At 68.2% G+C, this 20,142-nt stretch carries 18 protein-coding genes; 11 read left to right on the forward strand and 7 right to left on the reverse strand.

All coding sequences use genetic code 11. The annotated features are described in order from the left end of the window. Positions 1-7: 7 nt before the first annotated feature. From pgaB to pgaD, 3 genes are read left to right on the forward strand one after another with little or no spacing between them, the layout of a single operon-like run. Entirely contained in the window at positions 8-2,041 is a 2,034-nt protein-coding gene (gene pgaB / locus K2W61_RS25925) for a poly-beta-1,6-N-acetyl-D-glucosamine N-deacetylase PgaB (RefSeq protein WP_236756833.1), read from the forward strand. Further along, positions 2,038-3,375, forward strand: coding sequence for a poly-beta-1,6-N-acetyl-D-glucosamine synthase (gene pgaC / locus K2W61_RS25930; RefSeq protein WP_236756834.1), 1,338 nt, complete (start codon positions 2,038-2,040; stop codon positions 3,373-3,375). Before pgaB ends, pgaC begins: the two co-directional genes overlap by 4 nt. After that, positions 3,372-3,833, forward strand: a complete 462-nt coding sequence (gene pgaD / locus K2W61_RS25935; protein WP_175131699.1) for a poly-beta-1,6-N-acetyl-D-glucosamine biosynthesis protein PgaD — start codon at positions 3,372-3,374, stop codon at positions 3,831-3,833. Before pgaC ends, pgaD begins: the two co-directional genes overlap by 4 nt. A 64-nt stretch (positions 3,834-3,897) precedes the next feature. Here the strand turns inward: pgaD and K2W61_RS25940 are convergent, their stop codons facing one another. Next, the gene (locus K2W61_RS25940; protein ID WP_175131698.1) at positions 3,898-5,142 is read right to left on the reverse strand and encodes an MFS transporter; all 1,245 of its coding nucleotides are present in this window, start codon (positions 5,140-5,142) and stop codon (positions 3,898-3,900) included. Positions 5,143-5,307: 165 nt separating this feature from the next. Here K2W61_RS25940 and K2W61_RS25945 point away from each other — a divergent pair, with 165 nt between their 5' ends. Together K2W61_RS25945 and K2W61_RS25950 are read left to right on the forward strand one after the other, a co-directional pair. After that, complete coding sequence (locus K2W61_RS25945) at positions 5,308-6,114, forward strand: AraC family transcriptional regulator (RefSeq protein WP_175131697.1); 807 nt, start codon at positions 5,308-5,310, stop codon at positions 6,112-6,114. Positions 6,115-6,329: 215 nt separating this feature from the next. Continuing rightward, complete coding sequence (locus K2W61_RS25950; RefSeq protein ID WP_175131696.1) at positions 6,330-8,909, forward strand: penicillin-binding protein 1A; 2,580 nt, start codon at positions 6,330-6,332, stop codon at positions 8,907-8,909. Positions 8,910-8,986: 77 nt separating this feature from the next. Here K2W61_RS25950 and K2W61_RS25955 read toward each other — a convergent pair whose 3' ends face one another. After that, positions 8,987-9,706, reverse strand: a complete 720-nt coding sequence (locus tag K2W61_RS25955) for a metallophosphoesterase (RefSeq protein ID WP_175131695.1) — start codon at positions 9,704-9,706, stop codon at positions 8,987-8,989. A gap of 186 nt (positions 9,707-9,892) precedes the next feature. Between K2W61_RS25955 and K2W61_RS25960 the strand changes: the two genes are divergently transcribed. Beyond that, positions 9,893-11,065 carry a PepSY-associated TM helix domain-containing protein gene (locus tag K2W61_RS25960; RefSeq protein WP_236756835.1) on the forward strand — a complete coding sequence of 391 codons (1,173 nt, stop codon included), beginning with the start codon at positions 9,893-9,895 and terminating at the stop codon, positions 11,063-11,065. Beyond that, positions 11,062-11,259, forward strand: coding sequence for a hypothetical protein (locus tag K2W61_RS25965; RefSeq protein ID WP_175131693.1), 198 nt, complete (start codon positions 11,062-11,064; stop codon positions 11,257-11,259). The genes K2W61_RS25960 and K2W61_RS25965 overlap by 4 nt, the downstream gene beginning before the upstream one ends. Before the next feature lie 47 nt (positions 11,260-11,306). Here K2W61_RS25965 and K2W61_RS25970 read toward each other — a convergent pair whose 3' ends face one another. Continuing rightward, a complete protein-coding gene (locus tag K2W61_RS25970; RefSeq protein ID WP_175131692.1) occupies positions 11,307-12,134 on the reverse strand; it encodes an aldo/keto reductase in 828 nt (275 codons plus the stop codon). A 284-nt stretch (positions 12,135-12,418) separates the two neighbouring features. On the opposite strand from K2W61_RS25970, the gene K2W61_RS25975 reads away from it, so the two are divergent. Together K2W61_RS25975 and K2W61_RS25980 are read left to right on the forward strand one after the other, a co-directional pair. Further along, the gene (locus K2W61_RS25975; protein WP_236756836.1) at positions 12,419-14,221 is read left to right on the forward strand and encodes an ABCB family ABC transporter ATP-binding protein/permease; all 1,803 of its coding nucleotides are present in this window, start codon (positions 12,419-12,421) and stop codon (positions 14,219-14,221) included. Between the two features lie 52 nt (positions 14,222-14,273). Further along, on the forward strand, positions 14,274-14,660 hold the full coding sequence (locus K2W61_RS25980; protein WP_175131690.1) for a Rieske (2Fe-2S) protein: 387 nt from the start codon (positions 14,274-14,276) through the stop codon (positions 14,658-14,660). 3 nt (positions 14,661-14,663) lie between these two features. Here the strand turns inward: K2W61_RS25980 and K2W61_RS25985 are convergent, their stop codons facing one another. Continuing rightward, positions 14,664-15,650, reverse strand: a complete 987-nt coding sequence (locus K2W61_RS25985; protein ID WP_175131689.1) for a bile acid:sodium symporter family protein — start codon at positions 15,648-15,650, stop codon at positions 14,664-14,666. 108 nt (positions 15,651-15,758) lie between these two features. On the opposite strand from K2W61_RS25985, the gene K2W61_RS25990 reads away from it, so the two are divergent. Beyond that, positions 15,759-16,601 (forward strand): LysR family transcriptional regulator, encoded by an 843-nt coding sequence (locus tag K2W61_RS25990; protein WP_175131688.1) that lies wholly within the window; start codon positions 15,759-15,761, stop codon positions 16,599-16,601. A gap of 14 nt (positions 16,602-16,615) precedes the next feature. Here the strand turns inward: K2W61_RS25990 and K2W61_RS25995 are convergent, their stop codons facing one another. From K2W61_RS25995 to K2W61_RS26005, 3 genes are all read right to left on the reverse strand, one after another. Continuing rightward, entirely contained in the window at positions 16,616-16,936 is a 321-nt protein-coding gene (locus K2W61_RS25995) for a hypothetical protein (RefSeq protein WP_175131687.1), read from the reverse strand. Between the two features lie 146 nt (positions 16,937-17,082). Beyond that, positions 17,083-17,961: an N-formylglutamate amidohydrolase gene (locus K2W61_RS26000; RefSeq protein ID WP_175131965.1), complete on the reverse strand. Its 879-nt coding sequence runs from the start codon at positions 17,959-17,961 to the stop codon at positions 17,083-17,085. A gap of 2 nt (positions 17,962-17,963) precedes the next feature. Next, complete coding sequence (locus K2W61_RS26005) at positions 17,964-18,953, reverse strand: Bug family tripartite tricarboxylate transporter substrate binding protein (RefSeq protein WP_175131686.1); 990 nt, start codon at positions 18,951-18,953, stop codon at positions 17,964-17,966. A gap of 190 nt (positions 18,954-19,143) precedes the next feature. Here K2W61_RS26005 and K2W61_RS26010 point away from each other — a divergent pair, with 190 nt between their 5' ends. Next, a complete protein-coding gene (locus K2W61_RS26010) occupies positions 19,144-20,076 on the forward strand; it encodes a LysR substrate-binding domain-containing protein (protein WP_175131685.1) in 933 nt (310 codons plus the stop codon). The last annotated feature ends 66 nt before the right edge of the window (positions 20,077-20,142 follow it).

Here is a 20,142-nt window from a genome sequence, read left to right on the forward strand (position 1 = left end):
GACCGCCATGCTGCTCAAGCTCCCCATCCGACTCCTGCTGGCGGCCCTGCTGCTGCTGATCATCCTGGCGCTGACCGCCTGCGCCAAGGACATCCCGGTCTACACCCCGCCGTCGGCGCGGCCCGTGGCCGCCGCCGAAAAACCCTGGGTGCCCGGGAATTTCCTGGCCCTGGCCTATCACGACGTCGAGGACGAAGACCCCGACCAGGCCTTTCTGAGCGTGCGCACCGACCGCCTGGTCGACCAGTTGGCCTGGCTGCGCGAGAACGGCTACCAGGCCGTCTCGGTCGACCAGATCCTGGCCGCGCGTCAGGGCGGCCAGGCCCTGCCCGAACGCGCCGTGCTGCTGTCGTTCGACGACGGCTACCGCAGCTTCTACACCCGCGTGCTGCCGATCCTGAAAGCCTATCGCTGGCCGGCGCTGCTGGCCCCGGTCGGCACCTGGATGGACACCCCGGCGGACAAACGGGTCGATTTCGGCGGCAGCCTGGAACCGCGCCAGCGCTTCCTGAACTGGGACGAAGTGCGCGCCATATCGCAATCCGGCCTGGTCGAGATCGCCGCGCATACCGACGCCTCGCACTATGGCGCGCTGGCCAATCCGCAGGGCAATACCGAACCGGCCGCGGCGATCCGCACCTATGACGCCAAGACCGGCCGCTACGAGTCCGAGGCCGAATTCCAGGCCCGCATGGGTAGCGACGTGCGCGCCATCAGCCGCAAGATCGAACAGGTCACCGGCAAAAAGCCGCGCGTCTGGGTCTGGCCCTACGGCGCCGAAGGCGGCAGCACGCTGCGCATCGCCGCCGACAACGGCTACCAATTGGCGCTGACGCTGGAGGACGGCCCCGCCCGGCTGGCGCGCCTGATGTCCACCCCGCGCATGCTGCTGGCCAGCGACCCCGCGCTCAAACCCTTCGCCAACAGCGTTGTCGGCATGGAAGCCACGCCAGTCATGCGGGTGGCCCACGTCGACCTGGACTATGTCTACGACCCCGACCCGGCGCAGACCGAGCGCAACCTGGGCGAGTTGGTGCAGCGCATCCTCGACATGCAGATCAACACCGTGTTCCTGCAGGCATATTCCGATCCCGTCGGCGACGGCCTGGTGCGTTCGGTGTACTTCCCCAACCGCTGGCTGCCGGTGCGCGCCGACCTGTTCAACCGCGTCGCGTGGCAGTTGCACAACCGCGCCGACGTCACCGTGTACGCCTGGATGCCGGTGCTGGCCTTCGACCTGGACGCGTCAATCCCGCGCGTCACCCGCTGGCAGCCTGACGGCGCCGCGGCGCGCCCCGATCCCGACCAGTACCGTCGCCTGTCGCCGTTCGACGCCACCGCGCGGGCGCGCATCGGCGACCTGTATGAAGACCTGGCGCGCCACGCCATCTTCGACGGCATCCTGTTTCACGACGATGCCGTGCTGTCCGACTTCGAGGACGCCAGCCCCGCCGCGCTGGACGCTTACCGCGCCGCCGGCCTGCCCGGCGACATCGCCCGATTGCGCGCCGACCCGGACACACTGCAGCGCTGGACCCGCTTGAAGAGCCGCGCCCTGATCGACTTCACGGCCGAACTGACCGCACGCGTGCGCGCCGTGCGCGGCCCACAGATCAAGACCGCCCGCAACCTCTTCGCGATGCCGATCCTGGAGCCGCATTCGGAAACCTGGTTCGCGCAAAACCTGGACGACTTCCTGGGCGCCTATGACTGGACCGCGCCCATGGCCATGCCGTTGATGGAGAACGTGCCCAAGGGCCAGGAAAACGCCTGGCTCGACCGGCTGGTCGACACCGTCGCCCAACGCCCCGGCGCGCTCGACCGTACTGTGTTCGAGCTGCAGGCGCGCGACTGGCGCACCGGCCCCGGCCGCCCCGAGGCCACGCCCGTCGACACCGCCGTGCTGGCCGGCTGGATGCAGCGTCTGCAACTGCGCGGCGCCCGCAGCTTCGGCTACTACCCCGATGACTTCTCGCAGGACCAGCCCCGGTTGCAAGGCATCCGGCCCGCCCTCTCCAATGCGTGGTATCCCATCCGATGATCGACCGTCTGATTGCCCTGATTATCCTGCTGGCGGTGCTCGGCGCGCCGTTCGGCTTCACCCTGATGCTGACCAGCCAGGCGCTGCTGGGCTTCGTCTTCTTCTACCCGCTGTTCATGTCCGGCATGTGGATGGCCGGCGGCCTGTACTTCTGGTGGCACTGGGAACGGCGCTGGCAGTGGGGCCCCGATTCGACGCCGCCGGCCCTGGCCGGCAACCCGCTGGTGTCGATTCTGGTGCCCTGCTACAACGAGGCCGACAACGGCGAGGAAACCTTGCTGGCGGCGTTGAACCAGCGCTATCCGCACGTCGAAGTCATCGCCATCAACGATGGCTCCAGCGACAGCACCGGGCCGATGCTGGACCGCCTGGCCGCCGATCACCCGCGCCTGCGGGTGGTACACCTGGCGCAGAACCAGGGCAAGGCCATGGCGCTACGCATGGGCGCATTGGCCGCGCGCAGCGAATACCTGGTCTGCATCGACGGCGACGCAGTGCTCGATCCGGACGCGGCCGCCTACCTGGTGGCGCCGCTGATCGACAACCCGCGCGTCGGCGCAGTCACCGGCAACCCGCGCATCCGCACCCGCTCGACCCTGATCGGGCATGTCCAGGTGGGCGAATTCTCGTCCATCATCGGCCTTATCAAACGCACCCAGCGGGTCTACGGCCAGGTCTTCACCGTCTCGGGCGTGGTCGCGGCCTTCCGCCGCGCGGCGCTGGACCGGGTCGGCTACTGGAGCCTGGACATGATCACCGAGGACATCGACATCAGCTGGAAGCTGCAGCGCGACCACTGGTCGATCTTCTACGAGCCGCGCGGCCTGTGCTGGATTCTGATGCCGGAAACGCTGCGGGGGCTGTGGAAACAGCGCCTGCGCTGGGCCCAGGGCGGCGCCGAGGTATTTCTGAAGAACCTGCGCTCGATCTGGAACTGGCGCCATCGCCGCCTGTGGCCGCTGATGGCGGAATTCTGCCTGTCGACCGCCTGGGCGTTCGCCTTCGGCATCTCGGTGCTGCTGTGGCTGGTCAGCCAGTTCGTGGCCCTGCCCAACAACATGCACATCGCCAGCCTGATGCCTCCCGCCTTCACCGGCATGATGCTGGCGGTGGTCTGCCTGCTGCAGTTCGCCATCAGCATCCTGATCGATCGCCGCTATGAACCCGGCCTGGGGCGCGCGCTGTACTGGGTCATCTGGTATCCGCTGGCCTACTGGATGGTGAGCCTTTTCACCACGCTGGTCAGTTTCCCCAAAGTCATGCTGCGCAAGCAGGCCGAGCGCGCGCGCTGGACCAGCCCCGACCGCGGCATCAAATCACCGGACGCATCATGATCATCACCACCAAACGCTCGCGCGCGGGCTATCTGTTCGACCTGCTGCTGACCGCCCTTGGCTGGATCGCGTTCATCTACCTGTTTGGCGCCGGCATCGCCGCGATCCTGCGCGGCGCCGCCAGCGGTCCCCAGGCGCCACTGTGGCCGACCTTCCTGCCCACGCTGCACACGCTGGGCAGCTACGCCGCGCTGGCCCTGCTCAACGCCGCCGTGCTGGTGGCCTGGGCGGTCTACAACCATCTGCGCTTTGCCGGCAAGGACCGGCGCCAGCCGATCGCGCCGCTGGATGATCGGCGGCTGGCCACGAGCTTCGCTGTCACGCCGCGCCAGATCACGCAACTGCGGGCCGCGCGGATCGCCGTCATCCACCATGGCGGCGATGGCCAGATCCAGGCGATCGAAATGGGCCGCCCGCACTTGGCCACGGTGCCCGCAACCGCCCACCCGGCGGCCTGAGCGGCCGGGCCGCGCGCGGCGCTGCCCCGGCCACGGCTACAGGCCGCGCTCCGCCCCCCCGGCCTCAGGCGCGCTTGCGCTCGATGTCCGGCAGCAACACCGCGACGATGCCCAGCAGCGGCAGATACGCGCACACCTGGTACACATGGCCGATGCTGGTGGCATCGGCCAGCTTGCCCAGCGCCGCCGCGCCCAACCCGCCCATGCCGAAAGCGAAGCCGAAGAACAGCCCGGCGATCATGCCGACCTTGCCCGGCACCAATTCCTGCGCATACACGACGATGGCCGAAAAGGCCGACGCCAGCACCACGCCGATGATCGCCACCAGCACCCCGGTCCAGAACAGATTGGCGTGCGGCAGCATCAGCGTGAACGGCGCCACGCCCAGGATCGACACCCAGATCACGATCTTGCGGCCGATGCGGTCGCCCACCGGCCCGCCCACCACCGTGCCCACCGCCACCGCCGCCAGGAACAGGAACAGGTACAGTTGCGCCTCGCGCACCGACAGCGCGAATTTGTCGATCAGGTAGAACGTGAAATAGCTGTTCAGGCTGGCCAGGTAAAAGTACTTGGAGAACACCAGCAGTCCCAGCACGCCCAGCGCGCCCAGCACCTGGTTGCGCGTCAGGCCATTGCCCGCGCCCTCGCGCCGCGGGCGCGGCGCGAGGCGCACCCGATTGGCGCCGTACCAGCGTCCAATGCCGGTCAGCACCACGATGCCCAACAACGCCGCCAGCGAGAACCAGGCCACGCTGCGCTGGCCATGCGGGATGATGAACAACGCCGCCAGCAGCGGCCCCATTGCCGAGCCGACATTGCCGCCCACCTGGAACAGCGACTGCGCCAGCCCATGGCGCCCCCCCGAAGCCATGCGCGCCACCCGCGACGATTCCGGATGAAACACCGACGAGCCCGTGCCCACCAGCACCGCCGCCACCAGCAGCCAGCCGAACGACGGCGCCACCGACAGCAGCAGCAGACCCGCCAGCGTGAAGCCCATGCCCACCGGCAGCGAGTACGGCTTGGGATTGCGGTCGGTGTAGAAACCGATGAACGGCTGCAGCAGCGATGCCGCCAACTGGTACACCAGCGTAATCAGGCCGATCTGCGCGAACGACAGGCTGAACGAGTCCTTCAGCATCGGATAGATGGCCAACAGGATCGACTGGATCATGTCGTTCATCAGGTGCGCCACGCTGATGGCGCCCAGCACCGTGAAGGCGGTGGCAGGGTCGCCGACCGCCGGCTGTGGCGCCGGAGCGGCGGCATCGGGCAAGGCGGTGGCGGAGGTCTGGGGTGGATTCATGGTGGATAAACCGGCGGGAGGGAAAACAAGGCCCGGCACCGCACCGGACCTTGCCAGTGTAGGAAGGATGCCCCGGCCCCGACTGACAATTTTCGTCGGGAAAGTGACAAAATAGCGCCATGACAACCTTGAGTCCGACACCCGATCCCTGTCGGAAGTGACACCATGCCCACCCGTCCCGCGCGCCTCGACCCGGCCCGCAGCATCGACGCCCAGGACTATCAACATCGCCCCCGCAGCGTGACGGCGATGGCCAAGGAATTCCCCGCCGGCGCCCGCACCGGCGCCCATTCGCACCCGCGCGCCCAGCTCATCTATGCCGTCGAGGGCGTGATGCGCGTCACCACCCCCAGCGGCTTCTGGGCACTGCCGCCGCTGCGCGCCCTGTGGGTGCCGGCTGGCGTGCCGCACGGCGTCGACATGGTCGGCGCGGTCTCGATGCGGTCGCTCTACATCCAGGCCGACGCGGCGCGGGCCTACTGGCCGCAATGCCAGGTGATCGAGGTCAGCGGGCTGCTGCGCGAACTGATCCTCGCCCTGACCGCCGAGCCCATCGACTACCCGCTGGGCGGCCGGGCCGAACAGGTGGCCGCGTTGATCCTGTCCGAGCTGGCCGCCGCCCGGGTCGTGCCGTTCCAGATCCCGTGGCCGCGCGACCGGCGTCTGCAGATCATCTGCGAAGCCATCCTCGACCGGCCCGGGCTGCAACGCGGCATCGAGGACTGGGGCAGCGAGGTCGGCGCCAGCGCGCGCACCTTGATCCGGTTGTTCCAGGCTGAATTGGGGCTGAATTACCGACAGTGGGTGCAACAGGTGCGCCTGGCCGACGCGGTCTGCCGCCTGTCGCTGGGGGTGCCGGTGGCGCGCATCGCCACCGACCTGGGCTACCGCAGCGCCAGCGCCTTCAGCGCCATGTTCCATCGCGCCCTGGGCGCGCCGCCGCAACGCTACCTGCGGGCGGCCGCCGCATGACAGCTGCAACCGGCCTTGCCGTTTGTCACGGCGCGCAATACATTTCAGCGCGCGCTTGCCGCGTGGCGCCGCGCAAAACCCGCGCCGCGCGTAGGCGCTGCCCTGTCCCCATATGCTTTGCCCGAGGCCAGAACCGTCCCCCCGGGCAATTTTGGTTACCGAAACCTTCTGGCCGGGTCGCCGGTCTATAGCGTTCTGCCCTAGAATCGCCAGCAATGAGCACCCCCCAGCACTCCTCCGCCACCCCGGGCGGCAAATCGGGCTTTCCCTGGAAACGACTCCTGATCAAGGCCGGCGCCGCCGCCGCCGGCCTCGGCGTCTGCGGGGCGCTGTTGTTCGGCCTGGCGCTGGCGCTGGCCTGGCCCAGCCTGCCCGACCTGCACGCCATGACCGACTACCGGCCACGCGTGCCCCTGCGCATCTATACCGCCGACAAGGTCCTGATCGGCGAATATGGCGAAGAGCACCGCAACGTGCTGCGCTTCGACGAAATCCCGGCGGTGATGCGCCAGGCGGTGCTGGCGGCCGAGGACGACCGCTTCTACCAGCACGGCGGCGTCGACTGGATGGGCATGGCGCGCGCCGTGCTCGTCAACCTGGTCAAGCAATCCAAAACCCAGGGCGGCAGCACCATCACCATGCAGGTGGCGCGCAATTTCTACCTGTCGTCCGAGAAAACCTACTCGCGCAAGTTCTATGAACTGCTGCTGACCTACAAGATCGAGTCGGAGCTGACCAAGGACCAGATCCTGGAGCTCTACATGAACCAGATCTACCTGGGCCACCGCGCCTACGGCTTCGCCGCCGCCGCGCGCACTTACTTCGGCAAGCCGCTGGCGGACGTCACGCCGGCCGAGGCCGCGATGCTGGCCGGCATTCCCAAGGCCCCCTCACGCTTCAATCCCATCACCAACTTCCCGCGCGCCGAGATCCGCCAGCACTACGTGCTGGGCCGCATGAAAGCGCTGGGCTACCTGACGCCGGAGCAGGCCGACGAGGCGCTCAAGCAGCATCTGGTCATCCGCGGCGCCGATGGCGCCAGCACCCGCGGCTTCGCCATCCATGGCGAATACCCCGCCGAACTGGCGCGCCAGCTGATGTACGGGGTGTTCCAGGAGCAGACCTACTCCAAGGGCATCGACGTCTACACCACGATCAACGCCAAGGACCAGGAAGCCGCCTACCGCGCCGTGCGCGAGGGCGTGCTGGACTACACCCGGCGCGCGCCCTATCCCGGACCGGAAGACCGCATCGACCTGCCCGATGGCATCGAGAAAGACGCCACCGCGTTCGACGACCTCCTCGACGGCGTGCAGGAAAAGACGCCCGACAGCGAAGACCTGCTCACCGCCGTGGTGCTGGCCGCCAGCCCGCAGGAAGTGACCGTGGCGCGCAGCGCGCGCGAGATCATCACCATCTCCGACAAGAAGGCGCTGGCGGTGGTGGCGCGTGCCCTCAGCCCCAAGGCCAGCGACAGCCTGCGCCTGCAGCGCGGCTCGGTGGTCTACATCCACAAGAACGGCGACGGCTGGGAAATCATCAACATGCCGGCGCTGCAGGCGGCGCTGGTGTCGATGGTGCCGCAGGACGGCGCCATCCGCGCCATGATCGGCGGCTTCGACTACAACCGCGGCACCTTCAACCGCGTCACGCAGGCCTGGCGCCAGCCTGGCTCGAACATCAAGCCATTCGTGTACGCGGCGGCGCTGGAACGCGGCCTGACGCCCGCCACCCAGGTCTCCGACCAGCCCTTCATGCTGACCGCCGCCCAGACCGGCTCGAAAGCCTGGCAGCCCAAGAACGATGGCAACCACTACGAGCCGATGCTGACGCTGCGCCAGGGCCTGTACAAGTCCAAGAACATGGTCACCATCCGCATCCTGCAGGCCATCGGCCCGCAGTACGCGCAGGACTACCTGACCCGCTTCGGCTTCGACAAGGCCCGCTGGCCGGCGGTGCTGCCGCTGGGCCTGGGCGCCGGCGGCGCCACGCCGTTGCAGGTGGTCAACGGCTACAGCGTGTTCGCCAACGGCGGCTACCGGGTCACGCCCTACCTCATCGACAAGGTCACCGACCGCTCGGGCAACGTGCTGATGCAGGCCCAGCCCGTGGTTGCCGGCGACGCCGCCGCGCGCGCCATCGACCCGCGCACCGCCTGGGTCATGGACGACATCCTGCGCGGCGTCACCGTCAACGGCACCGCGGCGCGCGCGCACCAGGTGCTCAAGCGCAACGACATCGGCGGCAAGACCGGCACCACCAACGACGCGGTCGACGTCTGGTTCTCGGGCTTTACCCCGACCCTGGCGACCACGGTCTGGATGGGCTTTGACCAACCCAAGTCGCTGGGCTCCAACGAATTCGGCAGCGGCCTGGCGCTGAGCACCTGGCTCGACTACATGCAGCCCGTGCTCAAGGGCGTGCCGGAGGCCAAGCCCGCGCCGCGCCCCGACGGCCTGCTGGTCGACAACGGCGAATACTATTTCTCCGAATTCCCGCCCGGCCAGGCGGTGGCCTCGCTCGACCTGTCCAGCGGCGATCCGCTGACCGATTTCCTCAATAACAACCGCTCCACCGACGGCGTCGACAACTCGGTGCGGCCACTGCCCACGCCGGGCGCGACCCAGGCGCCGGTGGCGCAGCCGATTCCGGTGCCGGCCGCCGGCGGCCCGGCGGGCGGCGGCAATCCGCCGATCCCCCCGATCCCGGTGCCGCGCGTCGAATCCGATCCGGCCCGCGGCGCCAGCGCCAGCGCCGTCACCAGCGTCGGGCCGCTGGCCGCGCGGCCACTCTAGGCAAGGCATCGCCGCCCGGCATGCAACGGGGCGCCCGATTCGGGCGCCCCGTTGCACATCCGGCGTCGCGGGCGCCGCTATCCGGGCTCGGCCAGCGGCGGCTCGGTCACCACCGGGCGCGGCCAGGCCTGCAGCGAGTCCAGGTCCAGGAACGTGAAATAACCGTCCTTCCAGCCCTCGGTATCGATGTGGAAGACGTTGCCCAGCGCCAGCGGCGCGGCCACTGGCGTATGGCCCGCCACCACCGCGCGTACCCCGCGCACGCCGGTGCGGTCGAGCAGCCGCAGCCGCTCGCGCGACCATTGGCAGGTCGCGCTGGTGCGCTTGTAGCGATCCTGCAGCGCCGATTCCAGACGCGGCCAGAACAGCACCGGGCAATCGGCATGCAACAGCCCCACCGCGCCAGCCGCGGTTTCCACTTCGATCGCGATCGGCAGTTGACCGAACGCTTCGGCATAGACCTGCTGACGATCAGCCGGCAGATCCAGGAACCAGCCGCCGCCGTAGCCGCGCCAGTTCACCACGTCCACCTGGCCGGTACGCACGTGGCGCACCGCATAATCCTCGTGGTTGCCCTGCACCGCGTAGAACCAGGGTTGCGCCAGCCAATCGAGCGCGGCCTCGCTCTCGGGCCCCCGGTCAACCAGGTCGCCCACGGAAAACAGCCGGTCGCGGCTGGCGTCGAACCCCATCCGCGCCAGGCTGTCGCGCAGCCGGCTGAAACAGCCGTGCACGTCGCCCACCGCGAAATCCCGGCCCTGTTCGTTACGCGGTACTTTCAGAAAACGTTGCTGCATGATGGTCCAGCCCGCCCAATCGGGCTCAGGTTCCTTTTTAACCCGCTTTTATCCGCTCCCGATGACACCGCCCTGGCAATCCTCGCACTGTCATTACTGCAATACGTTACGCGAATCGCTATTATTCGTGATAAGGTTCCGCCTTTCCCCCAGCCATCCCGCCAGGGCCGCCGCCCCGCCGTCGCCATGACCGCCGCCTCCACCATCAAAACCTGGTACCTGGTCCACAAATGGACCAGCCTGGTCTGTACGATCTTCCTGCTCGTCATCTGCCTGACCGGCCTGCCGCTGGTGTTCCACCACGAGATCGAGCACTGGCTCGACGACGGCAAACCCCTGTCCGACGTACCGGCTTCGACGCCCCCCGCCAATCTCGACCGGCTGGTCGAGCGCGCCAAGTCCATGTACCCCGGCGAAGTGGTCGACTACCTGTTCTTCGACCCCGACGAACCCCAGGTCTATGTCGGCATGGCCAAGCACCCCGGCGACGGCCAGGTCTCCGGCCACGCCGTGCGCATGGATGGCCGCACCGGCGACGTGCTGCTCGACGGCCCGCTGTACACCGAGGACAAATTCTCGTTCATGGGCATCATGCTGGCCCTGCACGTCGACCTGTTCGCCGGCCTGCCGGGCGAACTGTTCCTGGGCTTCATGGGCCTGCTGTTCTGCATCGCCATCGTCTCCGGCGTGGTGCTCTACGGCCCCTTCATGAAGAAGCTGGAATTCGGCACCGTGCGCGCCGGCCGCTCCACCCGCCTCAAATGGCTCGACCTGCACAACCTGCTGGGTATCGTGACCCTGGTGTGGGCCTTCGTGGTGGGCATTACCGGCGTCATCAACGAACTGTCGACGCCGCTGTTCCGGCTGTGGCAATCGACCGAACTGGTGCGCATCCTCGAACCCTACAAGGGCCAGGGCGTGCCAGCCGAACTGTCATCGGCCCAGGCCGCGGCGGACACCGCGCGCAAGGCCCTGCCCGGCAACGAAGTGTCGTTCATCGCCTTCCCCGGCAACGCCTTCGGCAGCCCGCATCACTACATCACCTGGATGCGCGGCGACACCCCGCTGACCTCCAAGATGAACACGCCCGTCCTGATCGACGGCCGCAGCGGCGAACTCACCACCATCGCCCGGATGCCGTGGTACCTGACCGCCCTGGAACTGTCGCGGCCGCTGCACTTCGGCGACTACGCGGGGCTGCCGCTCAAGATCATCTGGGCCGTGCTCGACCTGATCACCATCGTGGTGCTGGCCAGCGGCCTCTATCTGTGGCTGGCGCGGCGCCGCGCCACCGAAGCGCGCATCGCCGAACTGGTGCGCAAGCACCAGGCCGCCGCCCCGCAACGGAGCCCCGCATGAACAGGCAACCTGCGCGCGGCTTCCTGTTCGTCTGGGGCGTGCCGCTCCTGCTGGGCGCGCTCAGCGTCTTCGGCCTGCTGGCCGCGCTGCTGGGCACCGGCGGCTGGCACTGGGCCTCGTGGATCGCGCTGACCGTCCTGCTGGGCGTCATCGCGCGCTACTGGGTCTTCCCGCCCCGCCGACCCGGGGCATAGGCGCGGCGGCCGCGCGCCACGCTCGCGGCCACCGCGCAGCACGCGGGCTACTTGCCGAATTTCTCGGGATCGGGGCCCAGCCGCGGACCTTCCTCGATGGCATCGATGGCCGCCATGTCGGCGCCCGACAGTTCAAAATCGAACACGTCGATGTTCTCGCGGATGCGCGCCGGCGTCACCGACTTCGGAATCACGATCAGATCGTGCTGCAGATGCCAGCGCAGCGTCACCTGAGCCGGCGACTTGCCGTGCTTGCGCGCCAGTTCCAGGATCGTCTTGTCCTCGGTGATCCTGCCCTGCGCCAGCGGGCTCCATGATTCCGTGGCGATGCCGTGCCTGGCATGGAAGGCACGCAAGTCGCGCTGCGCGAATCCGGGGTGCAACTCGATCTGATTGACAGCCGGCGTGACGCCGGTCGCATCGATCAGACGCTCCAGGTTGGCCTGGGTGAAATTGGACACGCCGATGGAACGGGCGCGGCCGTCTTCCTTCATCTCGATCATGGCGCGCCAGGCCTGGACGAACTGCTCGCTGCCGGCCACCGGCCAGTGAATCAGATACAGGTCCACGTAGGCCAGGCCGAGCTTCTCCAGGCTTTCGTCCATCGCCTTGTGCGCCGCGTCGTAGCCATGCCTGTCGTTCCACAGCTTGGTGGTGATGAACAGATCCTTGCGCGCCACGCCCGCCGCGCGCAGCCCGGCGCCCACGCCGGATTCATTGCCGTAGATCGCCGCGGTGTCCACCGAACGGTAACCCGCCGCCAGCGCTTCCTTGACGCTGGCGGCGGCCTGGTCGTCGGGCACTTGCCACACCCCCAGGCCCAATTGCGGAATCTTGCCGCCGTCGTTCAGTTTCACTGTGGGTACTTTCGCCATATGACCCTCCGAAAAGCTTGCGACGCGAGGCCCGCGCGGCGAAAACGCGCCGGGTCGCGCGACCAGGAATACTGCCGGGCGTAATCCCTGGTCTACGGTTGATGACGGGCCCGCCCGCTGCGCCCGTACTGAATTAACGATGCGAAAATCGGATGGAAAACCCCTGGAAATGGTGCATCCATCCCAGGGGTTTTCAGCTAGATCATAGCGCCGGTGCCGGATAATGGCCCTGAAACCCGGTCCGCGCGCCCCGCGCGGGCCCGTCCCGCTGCGCCATCCCGTCCATGTCCTCACCCGATTCCCGCTCCGCCGGCCGCGGTGGCCTGGCCACCCTGCGCACCCTGTTCCCCTACCTCTGGCCGCCCGGCCAGGCGGGACTGAAGGCGCGCGTGGTGGCCGCCCTGCTCTGCCTGTTCGCCGCCAAGGCGGCCACCGTCTACGTGCCAGTGATCTACAAGCACGCCATCGACGCCCTGGGCCAGGGCGCGCCGGGCCACGTGACCGTGCCGCTGGGCCTGATCCTGGCCTACGGCGGCGCGCGCGTCCTGTCGCTGCTGTTCTCGGAACTGCGCGATGCGCTCTTCGCCCGCGTCGGCCAGCACGCCATCCGCTCGGTCGGCCTGCGCATCTTCCGCCACCTGCATGGCCTGGCGCTGCGCTTTCACCTGACGCGCCAGACCGGCGGCCTGACCCGCGCCATCGAACGCGGCACCAAGGGCATCCAGACGCTGTTGTCGTTCCTGCTGTTCAATATCCTGCCGACCTTCTTCGAGATCGGGCTGGTCTGCATCGTGCTGTGGAAGATGTTCGACGGCTGGCTGGCGCTGGCCACCGGCGCCACGGTGATCCTGTACATGGCCTACACCCTGGCCGTCACCGAATGGCGCGCCAAGTTCCGCCGGCAGATGAACGAAACCGACTCCGAGGCCAACACCAAGGCCATCGAGAGCCTGCTGAACTACGAGACGGTCAAGTACTTCGGCAACGAGGAACACGAAGCGCGCCGCTACGATGCCTCGCTCACCCGCTACGAACGCGCCGCGGTGCGCAGCCAGGTCAGCCTGTCGATCCTGAATGTCGGTCAGGCCGTCATCATCTCGGCCGGCCTGACGCTGGTGATGTGGATGGCCGCCAACGGCATCGCCGAGGGCCGCCACACCCTGGGCGACTTCGTGCTGGTCAACACCTACCTGCTGCAGCTCTACTCGCCGCTGAGCTTCTTCGGCTTCATCTACCGCGAGATCAAGCAGGCCATGATCGACATGGAACGCATGTTCGAGCTGCTCGGCCAGGACCGCGAAGTGGCCGACCGCCCCGGCGCGCAGCCGCTGCGCGTGGCCGGCGGCGCGGTCGAATTCCGCGACGTGCGCTTCGGCTACGACGAACGCCGACCCATCCTCAAGGGCGTGAGCTTTACGCTGCCGGCCGGCAAGACGCTGGCCGTGGTTGGCACCTCGGGCGCGGGCAAGTCCACCATCGCGCGGCTGCTGTTCCGCTTCTACGACGCCGATGCCGGCGCCATCCTAGTCGACGGCCAGGACGTGCGCGACGTCTCCCAGGCCAGCCTGCGCGCCGCCATCGGCGTGGTGCCGCAGGACACCGTGCTGTTCAACGACACCATCCGCTACAACATCGGCTACGGCCGGCCCGGCGCGTCCGACGCCGAGATCGAGCACGCGGCCCGGCTGGCGCACATCCACGCCCTGATCATGGCCATGCCCGACGGCTATCAGACCATGGTGGGCGAGCGCGGGCTCAAACTGTCCGGCGGCGAAAAACAGCGTGTCGCCATCGCCCGCACCCTGCTCAAGGACCCGGCCATATTCCTGTTCGACGAAGCCACCAGCGCGCTCGATACCCGCACCGAGCGCGACATCCAGGCCAACCTGCGCGAAGTCAGCCGCGGCCGCAGCACGCTCATCATCGCCCACCGCCTGTCCACCGTGGCCGACGCCGACGAGATCCTCGTGCTCGAGGACGGCCGCATCGCCGAACGCGGCCGCCACGCGCAACTGCTGGCGGCGGGCGGCCTGTATGCCGCCATGTGGGCGCGGCAGCAGGAAAACGGCGCCGCGCCCGCGGATTGACAAGGCCCGCCCCCCTGTCCGAAGATCGCACCCTTTGCTTCCAAGGCCATCCATGCAGGATTCCCGTACCGCTCCCGAAGTCCGCGTCTGCGCCGCCACCGACCTGGTCAACGGCGGGCTCGGCGTCAAAGTGCCGGTCACCGACAGCGCGGGCCGGACCACGGCGTTCTTCGTGCGCTACCAGGACCGGGTGCACGGCTATCTGAACCGCTGCGCCCACGTTGGCGTCGAACTCGATTGGGAAGGCAGCTTCTTCACCCGCGCCGGCGATCTGATCATGTGCGCCCGCCACGGCGCCACCTACCAGCCCGACACCGGCCTGTGCGTCGGCGGCCCCTGCAAGAATGGCCGCCTTACCGTGCTGACGGTCGAGGAACGCGACGGCGCCGTCTACTGGCTGCCCGGCGGCAAAATCCAGCCGCTCGCCGCCGAAGGCTAGCCTTCAGGCGCGGGCCGGCTCGGCCACCTGCGCCGGCTCGGCGCGGTCGGCGTAGCGCCGCGCCAGCACCGCGCAGACCATCAACTGCATCTGGTGGAAAATCATCAGCGGCAGCACCACGATACCCATCTGCGACGTGCCGAACAGCACCGTGGCCAGCGGAATCCCTGACGCCAGCGACTTCTTCGAGCCGCAGAACACCAGCGTGATCTCGTTCTCCTTGGACAGTCCGAGCTTGCGGCTGCCCCAGGTCGTGACCAGCAGCACCGTGCCCAGCAACAGGGCATTGACCAGCACCATGGTGGCCAGGTCGATCGCCGGGAACGCATGCCAGATGCCTTGCGCCACCGCCTCGCTGAAAGCGGTGTAGACCGCCAGCAGGATCGAACTGCGGTCCACCTTCGACAGGACCCGGCTGTTGCGCTGCGCCCAGGCGCCGATCCACGGCCGCAGCAGGCTGCCCACCGCGAACGGCAGCAGCAGTTGCACCAGGATGCGGCCGGCATCGGCCAGCCCATGGCCGCCACCCTGGCGATGCAGCAGCACCGCCACCAGCAGCGGCGTCAGCACCGTGCCGAGCAGATTGGAAGCGGTGGCCGCGCAGATCGCGCCCGGCACGTTGCCGCGTGCCATCGAGGTGAACGCGATCGACGACTGCACCGTGGACGACAGCGTGCACACGAAGATCACGCCCAGCCACAGCGACGGCGTCAGCAAACCGGGAAACAGCGCGCGCAGCGTCAGTCCCAACAGCGGAAACAGGATGAAGGTGCAACTCAGGATCAGCGCATGCAAGCGCACGTCCTTGACCCCGGCCACGATCGCATCGGTCGACAAGCGCGCGCCGTGCAGAAAGAACAGCAGCGAAATCGCCACATTGCTGGCCACCATCATGAACGAGGCGCCCTTGCCCACGGCCGGGAAAAAGCTGGCGAACGCCACGGTGGCGATCAGGATGAGCGTGAACGAGTCGGGCAGGAAGCGGCGCATGACGAGAAGTTTCCAGAGAGGTTGCGGAAACTATAGGCGTGCCGCTTGCTATCGTGAAGGCCACTGGTTACTGTAGCTGCTATCGGACTTTCCTATAAGCAGGCCGCCATGCTCAATCCGCTCTGGCTCAAGACATTCGCCACCGCCGCGGGCGCGCCCAGCTTCAGCGAAGCCGCGCGCCGCCTCGGCCTGACCCAGCCCACCGTCAGTGAACACATCCGCCAGCTGGAGCAGTCGTTGAACCGCCGCCTGTTCCTGCGCGACACCCACTCGCTGGCGCTGACCAGCGACGGGCGCAGCCTGCTGGTTCATGCCGAGATCATCCTCGACGCCCACGAGCGGGCCGAACGCCTGTTCGACGTGCCGCGGCTGCGCGGCCGGGTGCGGCTCGGCACCTCCGACGACCTGGCCATGGGGCCCTTGCCCGACGTGCTGGCCGCGTTCCGCCAGGCCCATCCGGAAGTCGAACTGGACATCACCATCGGCGTCACCAGCGATCTCTACCGGCTGCTGGACGACAACGGCCTGGACGTCATGATCGGCAAACGCCGCCGTGGCGACCGCCGCGGCCAGACATTGCACAAAGAGGCGCTACTGTGGCGCGCCAAGGAAGGCCTGCGCATCGCCGCGGACGCGCCGCTGCCCCTGATACTGCTGCGTGAACCCAGCGTCACCCGCGGCCTGGCGCTCGATGCGCTGGCGCGTGCCGGCCGCGGTTGGCAGATCGTCTGCACCAGCACCAGCTACGCCGGCTGTCAGGCGGCCGCCCGCGCCGGGCTGGGCATCACGGTACAGCCCTCGCACCTGTCCACCGCCGGCCTGGCCGCGCCCGCCGGGGTGCCGGCCCTGCCGGCGCTGCCACAGGTGGAATTCATCGTCATCTCGGCGCCCGCGCCCAACCAGCCGACCCGGGCACTGACCGAGATCCTGATGCGCAGCGCGCTGACCTGACACCGTGCGCGGCGTCAGTCCGGCAGGTGATCGGGCACGCCGTCCTCGTCCACCGACTTGACCCGGTCCAGCGCGTTGCGCGCCGCCGACATCGCTTCGACCGCGCCGCGAAAGCGACGCGTGACGAATATCTCGAACGCCTGGCTTTCGGGTTCCTCCACGGCCTCGGCCGCGTCACAGGCCGGCGGCTCGGCCTGCGCGTCAGCGGCCAGGGCCGCCGTCTCCGCCTTCACCGGCAGACGCCGCGTTTCCAGAAAGGCGCGCGCCGGAATGCGCCCCTCGGGTTGGGTCGCGTACGCCACGACGGAAAAACCATTGATGATCTTCTCGGCCATACCGGTTCCTTATAGGCCGCGCCAATGATCGACGCAGCTCGTTGTTAGCGACAACGGCCCCGCATTGGGAAACTTAAGCGCACGTGCAACGGCCCCGATTGATTCGCATCAATCGGGGCCGCGGGATTGCAACGATGCACGCGCGTCTATTTTGTCGACGATATCGCCGGCAGGCGCGCGCGCACGTACTGCGCCACTTGCGTCAACACTTGCGACAGATCGGCGCGCAGCGATTCGAAGCCCGCGTTGCGCTCGCGCGTCGCCTCGTCCATGTACAGGGGCCGACGGATCTCGACCTGCAGGCTGTGCCGGTTCAACGCCGGCTGGCCGATCTGCGCGATCAACTGCACGCCCTTGTAGGGATCGTTGCGCGCCACGGTGTAGCCGCGGTCGCGCAGCGCCGTCTCGATCAGCGCGATGAATTCCGGTTCACAGGTGGTGCCATCGCGATCGCCCAGCACGAAATCGGCCAGCGGATGCGCGCTCTCGCGGCCCAGCCGCTCGTAGGCATCGTTCGGCATCGAGTGCAGGTTCAGGTGCCAGACCGCGCCGAAATCGCGTTGCGCGGTTTCGATGGCCTGCGCCAGCGCCGCGTGATACGGCTCGTAGTACGCCTGGATGCGATGGCGCACTTCGGCCAGCGTCAGCCTGCGGTCATAGATCGGCGTGGCCGGGTCCATGCGGCGCCAGATCAGCCCTTTGCCCAGGCGGGTCTTCTCGCCCGGTTCGAGCGGTTCCGGCCAGGGCTCGGCCAGCAGCTCCGGATCGAGATCGCGCAACGTGCGGTTGGGATCGATGTAGACGCGCGGAAAGTGTGCCGCCACCAGCGTGGCGCCCATTGCCGGCGCCGCCGACCACAAGGCGTCCACGTGCGTGTCCTCGCCCTGGCGCAACTGCGCCAGGCTGGCCACTGCGCCGAAGTCCGCGGGGTAGCGCTCGCCGCTATGCGGCGAATCGCACACCAAAGGCAGCGCGGGCGCGGTCGGGGCATGCACGGAAACGGCTTGGAAATCGGCGGGTGTCATCATCAGTCAGCCTGGATGTTGGCGGCCTTGGCGACTTTGGCGTAACGCGCCAGGGCCTGTTCGATCTGAACCTTGAATTCCTGCGGCGAGGTCGGCATCAGCGTACCACCAACGTCCTCGGCCTTCTTGCGGAATTCCGGGTCGCGCATCGCCGCGCGCACCGCCTGGTTCAGGCGCTCGATCACCGCGGGCGGCGTGCCGGCCGGCGCCACCAGGCCGAACCAGCCGCCGGTGCCCATCTCGGGATAGCCCAGCTCGATATAGGTCGGCACGTCAGGCAGCAACGGCGAGCGCTCGGCGCCCAGCACGGCCAGCGGGCGCAGCTTGCCGCCCAGCACCTGCGGCAGGGTCGAGGACAGGTTGTCGGTGATCGCGTCCACCTGTCCGCCCATCACATCGTTCAGCGCCGGACCCGCGCCGCGGTACGGCACGTGCAGCAGCTTGATGCCGGCCAGCATCATGAAGTTCTCGATGTTCACGTGGCCCAGCGACCCCACCCCGGGCGAAGCGAAGCTGTACTTGTCCGCCTGGCCTTTGGCCAGCGCCACGAACTCGGCCATGTTCTTGGCCGGGACCTGCGGGTTGATGGCGAAGATGCTGGGCACGGCCAGCACGTTGGCGACCGGCTCGAAATCCTTGAGCGGGTCATAGTTCATCCGGCGATAGACGGCCGGATTGGATCCGTGCGTGCTCATCGTCGCCATGCCCAGGGTGTAGCCGTCGGCGGTCGAACGCGCCACCTGCTCCATGCCGAGCGAACCACCGGCGCCGGCCTTGTTCTCGACCACGATGGTCTGCTTCAGGTCGCGGCCGGCATACTCGGCCACCAGGCGCGCCACGATGTCGGTCGAGCCGCCCGCGGCGAACGGCACCACCAGTTTGATGGGACGGGAAGGATAGTCGGCGGCTTGCGCCTGACCGGCAAAAGACAGCACGGCGCAGACGCCGGCGAGCGCGATACGCGCGGAACAGCCGAAAAAGCGGCGGGGCATGGAGCGACTCCGGAAAAGGTGCAGGTCTTGCTGCGAGGCCGCCAGTGTCCGAACTTTACGATCCGCTTTCAAACGACTATATTGCACGCCTTCATTACCAACGCTCATGCTAGGGCGTGGCGACACGGCGCGGCTCCGCCATGGGCAGCCCCGAATAATGGTGCCGCGACCCTGCCCGACCTGCCCGCTCATGCGCCTGCATTCGCCATCGATGTCCGAGCTGCATGCCTTCATGACAGCCGCGCGGCTGGGCAGCTTCACCCTGGCCGCCGAAACGCTCTGCGTGACCCAGGGCGCGATCAGCCGCGCCATCGCCCGGCTCGAAACCCATTTCGGCCAACCGCTGATGCGCCGCAACGCCCATGGTCTGACCCTGACCGAAACCGGCCGCAAGCTCTATGACGGCGGGCTGGCGCCGCTGCAGGCCATCGAGACCCTGAGCGCCGAATTGCGCGCCGACGATCGCCGCCTGCGCCTGACGCTATCCAGCGTGCCGACCCTGGCCAGCGCCTGGCTGGTGCCGCGCCTGCCCGATTTCCACCGCCGCCATCCCGAGATCCAGCTGAGCTTCACGGCCTATCGCCGCAACGAAGACTTCTCCGGCGCCACGCCCGACGCCGCGATCCTGTCGGGCGTCGCCGGGCAATGGCCGGGCTGGCAAGCGGACTACGTGATCGGCCGCGAAATGATCGCCATCTGCAGTCCCTCGCGGCTGGCCGCAAGACGCGCGGCGCATCTGTGGGACACCGCTGCCGGCCTGCTCGGCGAACCCCTGCTGTACCACGCCAATGCCATGGACAACTGGGCGCGCTGGTTCGAGGCTGCCGGGGTGCGGCGCGACGAGCTCAAGCTGGCCAGCGGTTTCGACCAGGTCAGCATCCTGGTGCGCGCCGTAATGGCGGACATGGGCATCGCGGTGCTGCAACGCTGCCTGGTGCAGGACGACCTGCAGGCCGGCCGCGTGGCCGCCCCGTTCCCCGACCTGCGCATCGCCATCGCCCGCGGCTATCACCTGTGTGCCCCCCCGCAACGGCGCGATCACTATGCCCTATCCTGTTTCCGGCAGTGGCTGCTTGATACCGCTGGTCAGGATTCCGACGCCGCGGCTGCCGTCCAGGCCTGATTGCAAGACCGAGCGTTACAAAACAAAACGGGCCCCGACACGGGGCCCGCTGATGACAGGCGGTCT

It is taken from the genome of Achromobacter pulmonis, assembly GCF_021733725.1.
Taxonomy (GTDB): Bacteria; Pseudomonadota; Gammaproteobacteria; order Burkholderiales; family Burkholderiaceae_B; genus Achromobacter; species Achromobacter pulmonis.